This is a genomic window from Pseudarthrobacter sp. L19 (genome assembly GCF_050859435.1).
GTDB lineage: Bacteria > Actinomycetota > Actinomycetes > Actinomycetales > Micrococcaceae > Arthrobacter.
On the sequence record NZ_CP193935.1, the window covers coordinates 3,062,654 to 3,078,289 of the forward strand.

10 protein-coding genes and 2 pseudogenes are annotated in these 15,636 nt (G+C 70.0%); all 12 read right to left on the reverse strand.

Going from position 1 to position 15,636, the window contains the following annotated elements; all coding sequences use genetic code 11:
- Nucleotides 1–47 precede the first annotated feature (47 nt).
- Complete coding sequence (locus tag ACRQ5B_RS14660) at nt 48–671, reverse strand: superoxide dismutase (protein ID WP_364137436.1); 624 nt, start codon at nt 669–671, stop codon at nt 48–50.
- A gap of 173 nt (nt 672–844) precedes the next feature.
- Complete coding sequence (whiA, locus tag ACRQ5B_RS14665; protein ID WP_290257924.1) at nt 845–1,825, reverse strand: DNA-binding protein WhiA; 981 nt, start codon at nt 1,823–1,825, stop codon at nt 845–847.
- A gap of 9 nt (nt 1,826–1,834) precedes the next feature.
- Nucleotides 1,835–2,854, reverse strand: a complete 1,020-nt coding sequence (locus ACRQ5B_RS14670; protein WP_432395092.1) for a gluconeogenesis factor YvcK family protein — start codon at nt 2,852–2,854, stop codon at nt 1,835–1,837.
- A complete protein-coding gene (gene rapZ / locus ACRQ5B_RS14675; RefSeq protein ID WP_432395095.1) occupies nt 2,854–3,774 on the reverse strand; it encodes an RNase adapter RapZ in 921 nt (306 codons plus the stop codon). The genes ACRQ5B_RS14670 and rapZ overlap by 1 nt, the downstream gene beginning before the upstream one ends.
- Before the next feature lie 115 nt (nt 3,775–3,889).
- Nucleotides 3,890–5,905, reverse strand: a complete 2,016-nt coding sequence (gene uvrC / locus ACRQ5B_RS14680; RefSeq protein WP_432398774.1) for an excinuclease ABC subunit UvrC — start codon at nt 5,903–5,905, stop codon at nt 3,890–3,892.
- Between the two features lie 110 nt (nt 5,906–6,015).
- Nucleotides 6,016–6,684 (reverse strand): lysophospholipid acyltransferase family protein, encoded by a 669-nt coding sequence (locus ACRQ5B_RS14685; protein WP_290257928.1) that lies wholly within the window; start codon nt 6,682–6,684, stop codon nt 6,016–6,018.
- On the reverse strand, nt 6,671–7,393 hold the full coding sequence (locus tag ACRQ5B_RS14690) for an HAD hydrolase-like protein (RefSeq protein ID WP_432395098.1): 723 nt from the start codon (nt 7,391–7,393) through the stop codon (nt 6,671–6,673). The genes ACRQ5B_RS14685 and ACRQ5B_RS14690 overlap by 14 nt, the downstream gene beginning before the upstream one ends.
- Before the next feature lie 175 nt (nt 7,394–7,568).
- Nucleotides 7,569–10,544: an excinuclease ABC subunit UvrA gene (gene uvrA, locus ACRQ5B_RS14695; protein ID WP_432395101.1), complete on the reverse strand. Its 2,976-nt coding sequence runs from the start codon at nt 10,542–10,544 to the stop codon at nt 7,569–7,571.
- A gap of 88 nt (nt 10,545–10,632) precedes the next feature.
- A pseudogene (locus ACRQ5B_RS14700) lies at nt 10,633–11,024 on the reverse strand (GntR family transcriptional regulator).
- A pseudogene (locus tag ACRQ5B_RS14705) lies at nt 11,021–12,780 on the reverse strand (ABC transporter ATP-binding protein). Before ACRQ5B_RS14705 ends, ACRQ5B_RS14700 begins: the two co-directional pseudogenes overlap by 4 nt.
- Nucleotides 12,781–12,893: 113 nt before the next feature.
- Complete coding sequence (locus ACRQ5B_RS14710; RefSeq protein WP_432395103.1) at nt 12,894–14,651, reverse strand: ABC transporter ATP-binding protein; 1,758 nt, start codon at nt 14,649–14,651, stop codon at nt 12,894–12,896.
- A 189-nt stretch (nt 14,652–14,840) separates the two neighbouring features.
- Nucleotides 14,841–15,629, reverse strand: a complete 789-nt coding sequence (locus ACRQ5B_RS14715; RefSeq protein ID WP_432398775.1) for a trans-aconitate 2-methyltransferase — start codon at nt 15,627–15,629, stop codon at nt 14,841–14,843.
- Nucleotides 15,630–15,636 lie beyond the last annotated feature (7 nt).

Sequence of the window (15,636 nt, forward strand, 5' to 3'; positions counted from 1 at the left end):
AACAAAATGTGAGGTTTGTTACACGCGGGTTTCCGCCGGTGGTCCGGCTAGAGGGTGATGAGGCCGGTCGCGTTGCTGCGGGCGGCATCGAAACGCTTGGCGACGTCGGCCCAGTTCACGATGTTCCAGAACGCCTTGACGTAGTCGGCCTTGACGTTGACGTAGTCCAGGTAGAAGGCGTGCTCCCACATGTCCAGCATCAGCAGCGGGGTGGTGCCGAGAGCCACGTTGCCCTGCTGATCGTAGAGCTGCTCGATGACCAGGTTGCCGCCGATCGGCTCGTAGGCCAGGAAGCCCCAGCCGGAGCCCTGCAGGCCCAGCGCCGCGGCGCTGAACTGGGCGCGGAAGGCGTCGAAGGAACCGAACGCGTCGTCGATCGCTGCGGCCAGCTCGCCCTCGGGCTTGTCGCCGCCGTCCGGGGAGAGGTTCTTCCAGAACACGGAGTGGTTGATGTGGCCGCCGGTGTGGAACGCGAGGTCCTTGGAGAGGCGGTTGATGTTGGCGAAGTCGCCCTTTTCGCGGGCCTCGGCCAGCTGGGCCAGCGCGTTGTTGGCGCCGGCGACGTAGGTGGCGTGGTGCTTGCTGTGGTGCAGCTCCATGATCTTCGCGGAGATGTGGGGCTCCAGCGCGGCGTAGTCATAGTCGAGCTCTGGCAGTACGTACTCGGTCACAAAATCCTCCAATGTCGTGGACCCGACGGTCCGGTTTTGCTAACTCTCGGATTGTGCCTCCGGATGCTTGGACATCCGGAAGATTGTGGGTGGACCCGTTGGGCATAGCCTCCGCCGGCGGCGAGGTATTCCCGTGCCCTGGATCCGATTCTGTCGCTGATCAGCGGGTGCGGCTACTCGTCCAGCATCTCGGGGGTCACGTTGGCCTCGGTGCCGGGGACGCCGAGGTCCTGGGCCCGTTTGTCCGCCATGGCCAGGAGGCGGCGGATGCGGCCCGCGATCGCGTCCTTGGTCATCACCGGGTCGGCCAGGCGGCCCAGCTCGTCCAGGCTGGCCTGCTTGTGCGCCACGCGGAGTTCGCCGGCGTACTTCAGGTGGTCCGGGACGTCGTCGCCGAGGATTTCCAAGGCGCGGTCCACGCGGGCGCCGGCGGCAACGGCAGCCTGGGCGGAGCGGCGCAGGTTGGCGTCGTCAAAGTTGGCCAGGCGGTTGGCGGTGGCGCGGACTTCCTTGCGCATCCGGCGTTCCTCCCAGACCATGAGCGCGTCGTGCGCGCCCATCCGGGTCAGCAGCGCGGCGATGGTGTCGCCGTCGCGGATCACCACGCGGTCCACTCCCCTGACCTCGCGGGCCTTGGCCTGGATACCGAGCCGGCGGGCGGCGCCGACCAGGGCCAGCGCCGATTCCGGACCGGGGCAGGTGACCTCGAGCGCCGAGGACCGGCCCGGTTCGGTCAGCGAGCCATGGGCCAGGAAGGCACCGCGCCAGACGGCCTCGGCGTCGGCGGCGGAGCCGTTGACGACGACGGAGGGCAGGCCGCGGACGGGACGGCCGCGGGCGTCCAGCAGGCCGGTCTGGCGGGCCAGCGCCTCGCCGTCGCGCACCACGCGGACAACGTAGCGGCTGCCGCGGCGCAGGCCGCCGCCGGAGACGACGATGATCTCGCTCTGGTGGCCGTAGACCTCGGCGATCGCGGCACGGAGCCGGCGGGCGGTGGACGCCAGGTCCACCTCCGCCTCGATCACGATCCGGCCGGAGATGATGTGGAGGCCGCCCGCGAAGCGCAGCATGGCGGAGACCTCAGCCTTGCGGACCGAGGATTTCTTGATGTCCAGCCGGGAAAGTTCTTCCTTGACCGATGCTGTCAGTGCCATGGCACCTTCCTACCTGTTTCCAAAAATGTCGTGGTACGCCGTCGCCAGGCGCAGCGGATCATGCACGGGCCGGCGGCTCGACGCCCTAACCTTACCCAAGACCACCTCGGCCCCGAGCATCGCGGCCGCCCGTTCGAAGTCGGCGACATCCGGCACGGAGGCGGGGTCGGCGAGGACGACGTCGACGGTGAAGTCGGGAGCGTAGTCGCGCAGCACCCGGAGGTGGTCCGCGGCGGACATGCCGGCGGTTTCCTTGGTGTTGGTTGCCAGGTTCATGGTCAGGCAGCGCCGGGCCTCGGTGTTGCAGAGCGCGGTGCGCATCTCCGGCAGCAGCAGGTGCGGCAGCACGGAGGTGTACCAGGACCCGGGGCCCAGGACCACCCAGTCCGCGAGCTCGATCGCGGTGAGCGCCTCGACGCAGGCGGGGGCCGCCTCCGGCAGCAGCCTCACGGACTCGAGGGTGCCGGCGACGGCACAGCGGGCCTGGCCGCGGATGGTTTCCAGGACGGGGGTGCCGTCCGGTCCGGGGACCCGGGCCTGGCCCTCGATGGTCAGCGGGGTGGTGGACATCGGCAGCACCTGGCCGCGGGCGCCGAGCAGGGCGCCGGCCCACTGCAGCCCGGCCACCGTGTCGCCGAGGAGTTCCCAGAGGGTCACGATCAGCAGGTTGCCCATGGCGTGTTCGTCGAGCGAGCCGCCCGTGCCGCGGCCGGGCTTGAAGCGGTGCTGCATGACGTCCCGCCAGGTCCGGCCCCAGTCGGTGTCGTCGCACAGGGCGGAGAGGGCCATCCGGAGGTCCCCGGGGGGCAGCACGCCGTACTCCTCGCGCAGCCGCCCGGAGGAGCCACCGTCGTCCGCGACCGTGACGATCGCGGTGAGTTCGGAGGTCAGCAGGCGCAGCGCGGAGAGCGAGGCGGCGAGCCCGTGGCCGCCGCCGAGCGCGACGACGGAGGGGCCCTTGTCCTGCTGGCCGGCGGAGGCGGCACTGGCGGCCGGGACCAGGGGCAGGGGGCCGGTGAGGAGCGCCATTATTCGCGGCCCAGATCCCGGTGGGTCGTGGTGACCGTGACCCGGGGGTACTGGGCCAGCCGGCGGGAGAGTTCGACGGCAACGGCGACGGAGCGGTGCTTGCCGCCGGTGCAGCCGACGGCGATCGTGGCGTAGTGCTTGTTCTCGCGCCGGTAGCCGTCCAGGACCGGTTCCAGGGCCAGCACGTAGCGTTCCACGAAGTTGCTGACGCCCTCGGCTTCCAGCACGTAGTCGCTGACGTCCTTGTCCAGCCCGGTGTGCGGGCGCAGCTGCGGGACCCAGTGCGGGTTGGGGATGAAGCGGGCGTCGGCGACGAAGTTCGCGTCCACTGGCAGGCCGTACTTGAAGCCGAAGCTCATGACGTTCAGGCGCAGCGCGACGGGACCGGTCTCGCTGAAGAGTTCGGTGATGGCGGTCGCAAGGCCGTGGACGTTCAGCGGGGAGGTGTCCAGGACGATGTCGGAGGACTCGCGCAGTTCGCGGAGGAGTTCCCGTTCGGCGGCGATGCCGTCGAGGATCCGGCCGCCGCCCTGCAGCGGGTGCGGCCTGCGGCCCTGTTCGAAGCGGCGGACCAGGACGTCGTCGCTGGCGTCGAGGAACAGCACCCGGAAGGTCACGCCGCTGGCCTCGAGGTTGCGCAGCGCGGCGCGGATGTCCGCGAACAGGTCCTTGCTGCGGACGTCGACCACGACGGCGAGCTTGGAGATGGAGCCCGGGGCGTGCGAAACCAGCTCCGCGAGGGTGCCGAGCATCTGCGGCGGGAGGTTTTCCACCACATACCAGCCGTGGTCCTCGAGCGCGTCGGAGGCGGTACTGCGCCCGGCGCCGGACATGCCGGTGACCACCAGCAGCTCCCCCTCGACGGGTTTCACCGGGGTCAGGTCGTCCTCTGCTCCGGTTCCCGCAGGTGAATCTGTCATCGGTCGTGCCCCATCTCTGCTGTCTGCTCTGCCGTCGGCACGGCGCGCGGGGCAAGTGCTGCCGGCCGCGCGTCGTGCATCAGCCTCTAACCCTAGCCAAGTTTGCCGGTGCGGGCTAAGTTTCCAGGATTTCGCCGGTCGTCATGTTGATCGCGGGCGCGGCGGGTTCGTCCCCGCCGTCGCCGGCGTCAAAATGCTTCACAATCGCGGCGGCCAGCGCGGGGCCGATGCCCTTGGCCGCGGTGAGCTCCTCGATGCTGGCGGCCTTGATGCTCTTGACCGAGCCGAACTGGTTCAGGAGTGCCTTGCGCTTGGATTCGCCGAGGCCGGGAACGCCGTCGAGCACGGAGACGGTCATCGCCTTTCCGCGCTTTTGCCGGTGGAAGGTGATGGCGAAGCGGTGGGCCTCGTCGCGGATCCGCTGCAGCAGGTAGAGCCCGGCGGAGGCGCGGGGCAGGATGACCGGGAAGTCGCTGTCCGGCAGCCACACCTCCTCGAGCCGCTTGGCCAGGCCGACGACGTAGACGTCCGGGATGCCGAGGTCGGCGAGGGCCTTGGCGGCGGCGTTCACCTGGGGCTTGCCGCCGTCGACGACGACGAGGTTGGGCGGGTAGGCGAACTTCGCCTTGGGCGCCGGCGTCGTGGTGTCGGTGACCGGGCCGGAGCCGGTGGTGGTTGAAGGGGCTCCGGCGGCGGGAGCAACGGCGGCGGCCTGGGCGGCCGCCAGCGGGCCGGCGCCGGGCTCCGGGTCCGAGCCGGCGGTGACGGCCTGCTCCTGCAGGTAGTTGCGGAAGCGGCGGGTCAGTACGTCGTGCATGGCCGCGGTGTCGTCGTTGGCGGCGGGGCCGGTGACGGAGAACTTGCGGTAGTCCGACTTCTTCGGCAGGCCGTCCTCGACCACCACCATGGAACCGACCACGTTGGTGCCCTGGACGTGCGAGATGTCGAAGCATTCGATCCGCAACAGCGCCACCGGCAGGTCCAGCGCCTCCTGGAGTTCGTTCAGCGCCTGGGACCGCATGGTCAGGTCACCGGCGCGGCGGGACTTGTGCAGCTTGAGGGCGTGTTCGGCGTTGTCCCGGACGGTGGAGAGCAGCGTGGCCTTGTCCCCGCGCTGCGGGACCCGGATGTCCACCCGGGCGCCTCGCAGGCCGCTGAGCCACTGGGCGAGTTCCTCGGCGTTGCTGGGCTCGGCGGGGACCAGCACCTCGCGCGGGAGCCTGCCCTGGACCTCGCCCTCCGCGCCGTAGACCTGCTGCAGGAGGTGTTCGACGAGGTCCGGGGTGGTGGAGTCCTCGACCTTTTCCACCACCCAGCCGCGCTGGCCGCGGATCCGGCCGCCGCGGACGTGGAAGACCTGGACCGCCGCTTCCAGCTCGTCCTCGTAGAGGGCGAAGACGTCGGCGTCGGTGTCCTCGGCGAGGACGACGGCGTTACGTTCGAAGACCTTTTTCAGGGCGACGATGTCGTCGCGCACCCGCGCCGCCAGCTCGTAGTCCAGTTCGGCCACCGCGGCGGCCATGTCCTTTTCCAGCCGGGAGACGAAGCGCTTGGCCTCGCCGCCCATGAAGGCGCAGAAGTCCTCGGCCAGGACCCGGTGGTCCTCCGGGGAGATGCGGCCGACGCAGGGGGCGGAGCACTTGTCGATGTACCCGAGCAGGCAGGGCCGGCCGCTGGCTTCGGCGCGTTTGAACACCCCGGGGCTGCAGCTGCGGACCGGGAAGACGCGCAGCAGCGTGTCCATGGTGTCGCGGATGGCGCCGGCCGTGTACGGGCCGAAGTAGCGGGTGCCCTTGCGCCGGTCGCCGCGCATCACCTGCACGCGCGGGTACTTTTCCGACATGGTGACCGCGAGGTAGGGGTAGCTCTTGTCGTCGCGGAACATGACGTTGAACCGCGGCTTGAATTCCTTGATCCAGGTGTATTCGAGCTGCAGGGATTCCAGTTCGCTGCCGACCACGGTCCACTCCACGCTGCTGGCGGTGTGCACCATGGCGTGGGTCTTGGGCAGCAGGCCCGCGGGGTTGGCGAAGTACGAGTTCAGCCGGGAGCGGAGGTTCTTGGCCTTGCCGACGTAGATGACCCGGCCGTGCGGGTCCCGGAAACGGTAGACGCCCGGATTGGTGGGGATTTCCCGGTCTTGGGGCGGTAACTCGCTGGATGTGCCACTAGTTCATTCTACTGAGCGGTACGCCCCGCCCCCGCATCGGGGCCGGCGCACTCCCGTATTGGGGGTTGGTGCTACTCGACGGTTTTGCTCTGGTTGTACGTGGTGGCGCGTTCCTGGCCGCTCAGCTCGGCAATGGCGTCCATGATCTTGTCCGTGACCTGGCGCCGGGCCGGGAGCGAGTGGTCCGGGCCGGTCTTCTCGAAGTAGAGCGGCTCCCCCACCTTCATGGTGAAGTGCTGGGGGCGGACCTTGTTGCTGTCCGCCGGCTGCAGGTTCTCGGTGCCGATCAGGCCCACCGGGATGACCGGGGCCCCGGTGGTCAGGGCGAGCCAGCCGACGCCGGTGCGGCCGCGGTAGAGGATGCCGTCGCGGGAGCGGGTGCCCTCGGGGTAGATGCCGATGCCCTTGCCGGCTTCGAGGATGTCCAGCAGCGTCTTGAGTGCCTGGACGCTGGCGGCCTGCTCGCCGCGCTCCACCGGGATGGAACCGACGGCCTCGAAGAAGCCCTTCATCAGGCGGCCCTTGACGCCGCTGGTCGTGAAGTATTCGGCCTTGGCGAAGAACGCCACCGGCCGCGGCATCAAAGCCTGGACGATCACGCTGTCCAGGAAGGACAGGTGGTTCGGCGCCACGATGAACGGCCCGGTGGTGGGGACGTTCTCGAGTCCGATGACCGTGGGGCGGCAGGTCGAGCTGACCAGCCCCCGCGTGGTCCAGCGGATCGCGTCAAACATTGCCATCGGTGTGCACCTCGTTCAGGGCCTGCAGGGCACCGGTCCGGACGGCGTCCAGCCGGGTAATCGTGTCGGTTAGGTCGGAGGTGCTGTGCACGACCGCCACCGCGCCCGCCCCGGCGAGTTCGCCGTCGAGCGCAAAACCCCACCCTACCCCGATGCACTCCAGACCGTTGGCAGCCGCTCCGGCGACGTCCTGGGCCCGGTCCCCCACCATGACGGCATGCCCGGTGCCGAGGTCGGCGAGGGCGGCGGCGACGATCCCGGCCTTCCCGGCCGGCCCATGCGCGGCGGCGGACTCGTCCGCGGCGGAGCCCCGAATGGTGTGGAACAGATCGGTCAGGCCGTGGTGGTCCAGAACGATCCGGGCCAGGTGCTCGGGTTTTTGGGTGGCGACGGCTGCGGGCCGGCCGTCGGCGGCGAAGGTCTCCAGCAGTTCGCGGATCCCGTCGTAGACCCGGCTGCGGGCGATGCCCTCGGCGAGGTAGTGCGCCCGGTAGAGCCGGATGACGTCGTCGAGCCGCTCGGCGGGGACGCCGGCGATCTCCAGCAGGGAGTGGCTGAGCTTGGGCCCTACCATCGCGTCCAGGTCGGCGGGCGCCGGAACGGGCATTCCGAGTTGCCGCAGCGCGGCGGCGATGCCTCCGGTGATGCCGCCCGCCGGGTCCACCAGGGTGCCGTCCAGGTCGAAGATCACGGGCACGGGGGTAGGCATCACGGGCCTTAGTTTCTCACGAGGGCCGGGAAGGCCGAAATTCGTCCAAACGAACGGGAAACTGATCGCCGGTCGCCGCTCCGATCGCCATGCGACGCGCACATGCCCTGTGGCGCCCGGTATTCCGTGTGCCACAGGGCATGTGCGTATTGCCCGCCGCCAGGGCCCGCCGCTGCTAGCCGAGGATTTCGGCGAGGAACGCGGCGGTGTGGCTGTCCTTGGACTTGGCGACCTGTTCGGGGGTGCCGGAGGCGACGATCCGTCCGCCGCCGGAGCCGCCGTCGGGGCCCAGGTCCACGATCCAGTCCGCGCTCTTGATCACGTCGAGGTTGTGCTCGATGGTGATCACGGTGTTGCCCTTGTCCACGAGGCCCTGCAGCACCATGAGGAGCTTTCGGATGTCCTCGAAGTGCAGGCCGGTGGTCGGCTCGTCCAGGACGTAGACGCTGCGGCCGTTGGAGCGCTTCTGCAGCTCCGCGGCGAGCTTGACGCGCTGCGCCTCGCCGCCGGAGAGGGTGGTGGCGGGCTGGCCCAGCCGCACGTAGCCGAGGCCGACGTCGACGAGGGTGCGCAGGTGCCGGGCGATCGGCGAGAACGCGGCAAAGAACTCCGCGCCTTCCTCGATCGGCATGTTCAGCACGTCCGCGATGGTCTTGCCCTTGTAGTGGACCTCGAGCGTTTCCCGGTTGTAGCGGGCGCCGTGGCAGACCTCGCAGGGGACGTAGACGTCCGGCAGGAAGTTCATCTCGATCTTCAGGGTGCCGTCGCCGGAGCACGCCTCGCAGCGGCCGCCCTTGACGTTGAAGGAGAACCGGCCGGGCAGGTAGCCGCGGACCTTGGCCTCCGTGGTCTCGGCGAAGAGCTTCCGGATGTGGTCGAAGACGCCGGTGTAGGTGGCCGGGTTGGACCGGGGCGTGCGGCCGATGGGGCTCTGGTCGACGTGGACCACCTTGTCCAGGTGCTCGAGGCCCTGGACGCTCTTGTGCCGGCCGGCCACCTGCTTGGCGCCGTTGAGCTTGGTGGCGAGGACCTTGTAGAGGATCTCGTTGACCAGCGTCGACTTGCCGGAGCCGCTCACGCCAGTAACGGCGGTGAAGAGCCCCAGCGGGAAGGACGCGTCCACGTTGAGGAGGTTGTTTTCCTTGGCCCCGACGACTTTCAGCTCGCGCTTCTTGTCGTACTTGCGGCGCTTCTTCGGCACCGCGATGGACTTCCGGCCGGAGAGGTAGTCGCCGGTGAGGGACTCGGTGTTCTTCAGCAGGTCCTGGTAGGAGCCGGAGTGGACCACCTCGCCGCCGTGCTCGCCGGCGCCGGGTCCGATGTCCACCACCCAGTCGGCCTCGTGGATGGTGTCCTCGTCGTGTTCGACCACGATCAGGGTGTTGCCGAGGTCCCGGAGCCGGGTGAGGGTTTCGATGAGGCGGCGGTTGTCGCGCTGGTGCAGGCCGATCGAGGGCTCGTCGAGGACGTAGAGCACGCCCACCAGGCCGGAGCCGATCTGGGTGGCCAGGCGGATGCGCTGGGCCTCGCCGCCGGACAGGGTGCCGGAGGAGCGTTCCAGGTTCAGGTATTCGAGGCCGACGTCGAGCAGGAAGGTCAGGCGGGCCTGGATCTCCTTGAGCACCTGGTTGGCGATCTGGGCCTCGCGGCCGGTGAGCACCAGGGTGTCCAGGAAGTGGGCGCACTCGCGCATCGGCAGGGCGGCAACCTCGGCGATGGACTTGCCGTTGATCAGCACGGACAGCGACGCCGGGTTAAGGCGGGCGCCGTTGCAGGCCGGGCACGGGACCTGCCGCATGTATTCCTCGTAGCGGTCGCGGGCCGAGTCGGAGTCCGTCTCGGTGTGCTTGCGGTGCACGTACTGCACGACGCCCTCGAAGCCGGTGCTGTACTTGCGTTCCCGGCCGAACCGGTTGCGGTACTGCACGACCACCTTGTGGTCCTTGCCGTGCAGCACGGTCTGGCGGGCGTCCTTGGAGAGCTTCTCCCACGGGGTGGTCATCGAGAAGCCGACGTCCTTGGCGAGGCCGCTGAGGAGCCGGACCCAGTACTCGGTGGTGGCGGCGCCCAGCGACCAGGGGGCGATCGCGCCCTCGGCCAGGGACAGCTCGGGATTGGGAACCAGCAATTCCTCGTCCACCTCGAGGCGGGTACCGATGCCGCTGCAGACCGAGCAGGCGCCGAAGGGGTTGTTGAAGGAGAAGGAGCGGGGCTCGATTTCGTCCAGGGCGAGGGGGTGCTCGTTGGGGCAGGCGAGGTGCTCGGAGAACGCGCGGATCCGCTCGGGATCGTCGGCGTCGAGGTCCACAAACTCGGCCAGGACACGGCCCTCGGCGAGTCCCAGGGCGGTCTCCACCGAGTCGGTCAGGCGCTGGCGGATGCCTTCCTTGACCACCAGACGGTCCACGACCACCTCGATGGTGTGCTTGAACTGCTTGCCCAGCTTGGGCGGGTCGCTGAGCTGCACCAGCTTGTCGTCCACCCGGGCGCGGGAGTAGCCCTTGGCGCTGAGCTCCTTGAAGAGCTCGACGAACTCGCCCTTGCGGCCGCGGACCACGGGTGCGAGGACCTGGAACCGGGTGCCCTCGGGCAATTCCTGCAGCTGGTCGACGATCTGCTGCGGGGTCTGCTTGGTGACGGGCTCGCCGCAGACAGGGCAGTGCGGGCGCCCCACACGGGCCCAGAGCAGGCGCATGTAGTCGTAAATCTCGGTGATGGTGCCCACGGTGGAGCGGGGGTTCTTGCTCGTGGACTTCTGGTCGATCGAGACCGCGGGCGAGAGGCCCTCGATGAAGTCGACGTCGGGCTTGTCCACCTGGCCGAGGAACTGCCGGGCGTAGGCGGAGAGCGACTCGACGTAGCGGCGCTGGCCCTCGGCGAAGATGGTGTCGAACGCCAGGGAGGACTTACCGGAACCGGAGAGGCCGGTGAAGACGATCATCGCGTCGCGCGGCAGGTCCAGGTCCACGTTGCGCAGGTTGTGCTCGCGGGCGCCCTTGACCACCAGGCGGGACAGGTCGGGCCGTTCCGGCACCGCGGTGGCCGCCCGGGCCGTCTTTCCTTCGGTCCGGGACACGGTTTTTCCGGGCTCCGGCGCGGTGGCGTCAGGCTGGATAACGACGGCGGGTTCTTCAGCTACGGCTTTAGGCACGCTTACCATGCTAATCGAAAACTTCTTCGAATCGCTATTCGGCCGGGGCGTGTGCTAGGGCACTCCGGTCCGCGACGCTCAGCGTCGGTTAGTGGCGGTCGTAGGCGGCGGCGAGCAGCTGGACGGCCTCGGCGAAGCTGGCGCCCTTGGCCCGGGCGGCGGCGGCGTAGTCGGCGGCGGACTCGGCGAGGGACCCCCAGGCCTCGTCCCGCGCGCAGACCACCGTGCCGTTGCGGCCCTGGGTGCTGACGACGCCGGCGGCCTCGAGTTCCTTGTAGGCGCGGGCCACGGTGTGCGGCGCGACGCCCAGCTCGACGGCCAGGCTGCGGACGGCGGGGAGCCGGGTTCCGGGGCGAGCGTGCCGTCGTCGGCCCGTTCGATGATGTTCAGCCGCAGCTGCTCGAACAGCGGGACGGAACTGGCGGTGCTGGGCTTCCAGGTGCCCGGATAGGCGGCCGTGCCGGCGGACGGAGCCGTCACCGGCCGGACTCCAGGGCGTCCTCGGCGGCCGGCAGCCCGGCGAACTGGGCGCGGCACAGCGCGGCGTAGTGGCCTCCCCGTCCGGTCAGTTCCTGGTGGGTGCCCTGCTCAACGATGCGTCCTTGGTCCATGACGAGAATTAGATCAGCGTCCCGGACGGTGGACAAGCGGTGGGCAATCACGAAGCTGGTCCGGTCCTCCCGGAGCCGTGCCATCGCCTCCCGGATCTGCAGCTCGGTCCTGCTGTCCACGGAGCTGGTGGCCTCGTCCAGGACCAGGATGCTGCCGCCGGCCAGGTGGGTGCGGGCGATCGAGATCAACTGGCGCTGGCCGCGGCTGAGCGAGCCGCCGTCGTTGCCGAGCACGGTGGCGTACCCGTCCGGTAGGGCGCGGACGAACTGGTCGACGTGGCTGGCCTTCGCGGCGGCGATGACGTCCGCGTCGGACGCGCCGGGCCGGCCGTACTCGATGTTGTCGCGGATGGTGCCGGTGAAGAGCCAGGCATCCTGCAGGACAGTGCCGATGCCCGCGCGGAGGACGTCCCGGGGCAGTTCCGCGATGTCGACGCCGTCGATGGTGATGCGGCCGGCGTCGGGCTCGTAGAAGCGCATCAGGAGGTTGACCACCGTGGTCTTCCCGGCGCCGGTGTGGCCGACGATCGCCACCGTCTGGCCGGGTTCGGCCGTGAAGCTGACGTCGCGGACCACCGGGGCGTCGGGGCGGTAGCCGAAGCTGACCCCTCGAAGCGGATCCGTCCGGCCGGAAGGACGGCGTTGGCGGGAAGGGACCCTCCGTCGCGAGAACCGGCTGCGGGCACGGTGCCGGCGGTGTCGGCGGGGATTTCGTCCGCGTCGAGCAGGGCGAACACCCGCCCGGCGGACGCCAGGCAGGACTGGATCAGGGTGAGCATGCCGCCGATCTGGCCCATCGGCTGGCTGAAGAGCCGGCTGAACTGGATGAAGGCCTGGACCCCGCCGAGGCTCATGGTTCCCGCGGCCACCTGGAGTGCCCCGATGACGGCGACGGCGATGTAGTTGAGGTTCGCGACGAACAGCATCAGCGGTTGCACCATGCCGGAGAGGTACTGGGCGCTGGAGGCGGCCCGGTAGAGCCGCTCGTTCCCGGCGCGGAAGACGGTGGCGGCGGCCTCCTGGCGGCCGAAGGCCTTGACCACCTCGTGCCCGGAGAAGAATTCCTCGAGGTGGGCCTGGACGGCGCCGGTGCTGCTCCACTGTTCGCCGAAGTGCGCCTGCGACCGGCGTGCCACCAGGACGGTGACCAGGGTGGACACCGGCACGGAGACGAGGGCGATGAGCGCCAGCAGCGGCGAGAGCCAGATCATCATGGTCAGTGCGCCGGTGAGCATCAGGACGGACATGATCAGCTGGTTGAGCAGCTGGTTCAGGGACTGGGAGACGTTGTCGACGTCGTTGGTGGCCCGGCTCAGCACGTCGCCGCGGTGCTGGCCCTCGAAGTGGGCGGAGGGCAGGACGTGGATCTTGCGTTCGACGGCGGCCCGGAGGCCGTAGCTGAGCCGCTGCACGGCGGTGGCGGTGAGGGCGCCCTGGATCCAGCTGAAGAGGGAGGCGCCGAGGTACATCAGCGCCACCGCCAGCAGCAGCCGGCCCAGGTGCGCCTCGTCGAAGCCCCGGCCCATGACGCCGCGGACCACGATGTCGGTGGCGTCGCCCAGGTACTTCGGCGCGGCGACGTTCAAGGCGGCGAAACCGCAGGTCGCCGCGACAACGCCGGCCATCCTGAGCCGCACGGGCCGGAGCAAACCGAGCAGCCGGGCGGCGGTCCGCCGCCGCGGCGGGGGCGGCGGGGTGACGGCCGGGTCGGTTTCGGCGCCGTCGACGCCGGCGGCGGTCACTGGCTGTCCGCCAGGATCAGCTGGGAGGCGGCGATGTCCCGGTACGCCGGGGAGCCGGCCAGCAGCGCGTCGTGGCTGCCCTGCGCCGTGACGCGCCCCTCCTCCAGCACCAGGATGGTGTCCGCGTCCGCGATGCTGGCCACCCGTTCGGCCACCACCAGTACGGTGGCGTCCGCCAGCAGGGGTTGCAGGGCGCGGCGCAGCCGGTGGTCGGTGCCGTAGTCCAGGGCCGAGAAGCTGTCGTCGAAGAGGTAGACCTCGGCGCGGCGGAGCAGGGCCCGGGCGATGCAGAGCCGCTGCCGTTGGCCGCCGGAGAGGTTGGCTCCGCCCTGGCTGAGCGGGGCGTCGAGCCCGCCGTCGAGTTCCCGGACGAAGACGTCGGCCTGCGCGGCCTCCAGCGCCTCCCAGAGTTCGGCGTCGGTGGCGTCTGGCCCGCCCACCCGGAGGTTCCGCGCCACGCTCCCGCCGAAAAGGTGGGAGTGCTGGGGCACCAGCGAAATCCTGCCGCGCAGCTGGTCCAGGGGCAGCGTGGCGATATCCACCCCGCCCAGGGAGATGGTGCCGTGCGTCGTGTCCAGGAAGCGTGGCAGGAGGTTCACCAGCGTGGTCTTTCCGCTGCCGGTGGCCCCGATGATTGCGGTCGTGGTGCCGGGGCGGGCCGTGAAACTGATCCCGGAGAGCACGGGCTTCTCGGCCCCGGGGTAGGCGAAGCCGACGTCGCGGAACTCGACCGTCCCTGCGGCGGCACGGGGTTCGGCCGTCCGGACTGCAGCGGGGACGACGGCGGCGCCAGGGTCGGCGATGGACGGCTCGGTGTCCAGCACCGCCTGGATCCGTTCGGCGCAGACGGCCGCCCGGGGCGCCGTCGTGAATACGTACATGGCCATGACGATCGCGATCATGATCTGCAGGATGTAGGCGATGAACGCGGCCAGGGCCCCCACCTTCATCTGCCCGGCGGCGATCCGGTGCCCGCCGAACCAGACGACCGCCACCGAGGACAGATTCACCACGATCATGATCAGCGGATTCATTCCGGCCACCAGCAGCGCCGAATCCAGGTTGTTGCGGGTGAGGTCCCGGTTGACCGCGTCGAAGCGCCGCATCTCGTGCTCCTGCCGCACGAAGCTGCGGATCACGTTGGCACCAATGATCTGCTCCCGCAGCGTCCGGCCGGCGCGGTCGATGAGCTGCTGGCCGGCCCGGTACAGCGGGATCAGCCGGCGGACGATCAGGAACATAATCGCGGCCAGGAGCGGGATGACGGCAACCACGATGCCGGAGAGCGCCACGTCCTGGTGAACGGCCAGCACGATGCCGCCGACGAAGCTGGCCGGCGCCGCCACCAGCATGGTCAGGACCAGCAGGGTGAGGTTCTGGATCTGGACGACGTCGTTGGTGGCCCGGGTGACCAGGCTGGACGCGCCGAAGCCGGCGATGTCCTGGGAGGAGAGGGTCTGCACGGTGGCGAAGAGGTCGCTGCGCAGGTCCCGGGCGACCCGCATGGCGACGACGGCACCGAGGTAGCCGGCGGCGAGGGCCGTTACCACCTGCACCGCGGCGACTGCGGCCATAATGGCCCCAAGTTGCGGGATGGCCGGGGTGTCGCCGGCGACGATGCCCTGGTCGATGATCGCCGCATTCAGGGTGGGAAGGAGCAGGTTGGCGGTGGTCTGGAGCAGCTGGAGCCCGATGATGGCCGCGACCGCGCCCCGATGCGCGGCCAGCGCCCGTCTGATCAGGGCAAACAGCATAGAACCTCCAACGTCGGGTCACGCAGCGTGATGGCGGGCGTCGTAGCCGTCGCCCGCCGGGCCGGTACCGTCCCCGGCCTGGCGGCGGAACGGTACCCGGAAGCGGAGAGTCAAGCGGCCGCCCCCAGACCGCTTTGTCATTGTATGCCTACGACTCACCGGAAGTTGTCACGCGGCGTGTCACATCCGTCAATCGACGAGGGGGCCGCCTCGTTTGCGGGCGACGGCGAAGACCCGGCGGAACTCGAAGACCGTCCCGTGCGGCCCCCGCGGGTAGGCCTGACGGAGCATCTCGCCGTACTGCGCCTCGAAACGTTCGGCGTCCGGGCCGTCGAGTGCGTCGAGGACCGGCCGTAATCCGGTGCCACGGACCCATTCCAGGACGGCGTCCGGACCCTGGAGCACCTGGAGGTAGGTGGTCTCCCAGACGTCCGCGTCGCAGCCGGCATCGAGCATCAGCTTCAGGTAATCGGCGGGCTGGCCGACGACGTCGTCGTGCCGGAGGACACCGGCGAGCGGGGCGGCCCACTCCCCCGTCCCGGCCAGGGAGCGCATCAGCGCGTGCGAGGGGGCGTCGAAGTTGCCCGGGACCTGGAGGGCGAACCACGCGCCGGGACGGAGTGCGGCCAGCCACCCCTTCAACAGCTCCCGGTGGCCCGGGACCCATTGCAGGGCCGCGTTGGTGACCACGACATCGGTTTCAGGGCCCGGCTGCCAGCCGGCGATGTCGGCCCGCTCGAAGCGGAGGCCGCCGCCGGCCAGCGCCGCCGCACGCTCCAGCATCTCCGGCGAGGAGTCGATCCCCACCACGTCGGCGCCGGGCCAGCGGGCGGCGAGGGCGGCCGTCAGGTTGCCCGGTCCGCAGCCGAGGTCCACCACCTGCCGCGGCTCCTCGGCCCGGATCCGCCCGGTCAGGTCGAAGAAGGGCCGGTCCCGGTGGTCGCCGAACTGTTCATATTTGGCCGCATCCCACTTCATGAGTTCC

Excerpts from the sequence above, each read along its gene's own strand:
- whiA (WP_290257924.1), bottom strand. The coding sequence starts at position 1,825 with ATGGCACTGACAGCATCGGTCAAGGAAGAACTTTCCCGGCTGGACATC.
- ACRQ5B_RS14670 (WP_432395092.1), bottom strand. The coding sequence starts at position 2,854 with ATGGCGCTCCTCACCGGCCCCCTGCCCCTGGTCCCGGCCGCCAGTGCC.
- rapZ (WP_432395095.1), bottom strand. The coding sequence starts at position 3,774 with ATGACAGATTCACCTGCGGGAACCGGAGCAGAGGACGACCTGACCCCG.
- ACRQ5B_RS14685 (WP_290257928.1), bottom strand. The coding sequence starts at position 6,684 with ATGGCAATGTTTGACGCGATCCGCTGGACCACGCGGGGGCTGGTCAGC.
- ACRQ5B_RS14690 (WP_432395098.1), bottom strand. The coding sequence starts at position 7,393 with ATGCCTACCCCCGTGCCCGTGATCTTCGACCTGGACGGCACCCTGGTG.
- ACRQ5B_RS14710 (WP_432395103.1), bottom strand. The coding sequence starts at position 14,651 with ATGCTGTTTGCCCTGATCAGACGGGCGCTGGCCGCGCATCGGGGCGCG.
- ACRQ5B_RS14715 (WP_432398775.1), bottom strand. The coding sequence starts at position 15,629 with ATGAAGTGGGATGCGGCCAAATATGAACAGTTCGGCGACCACCGGGAC.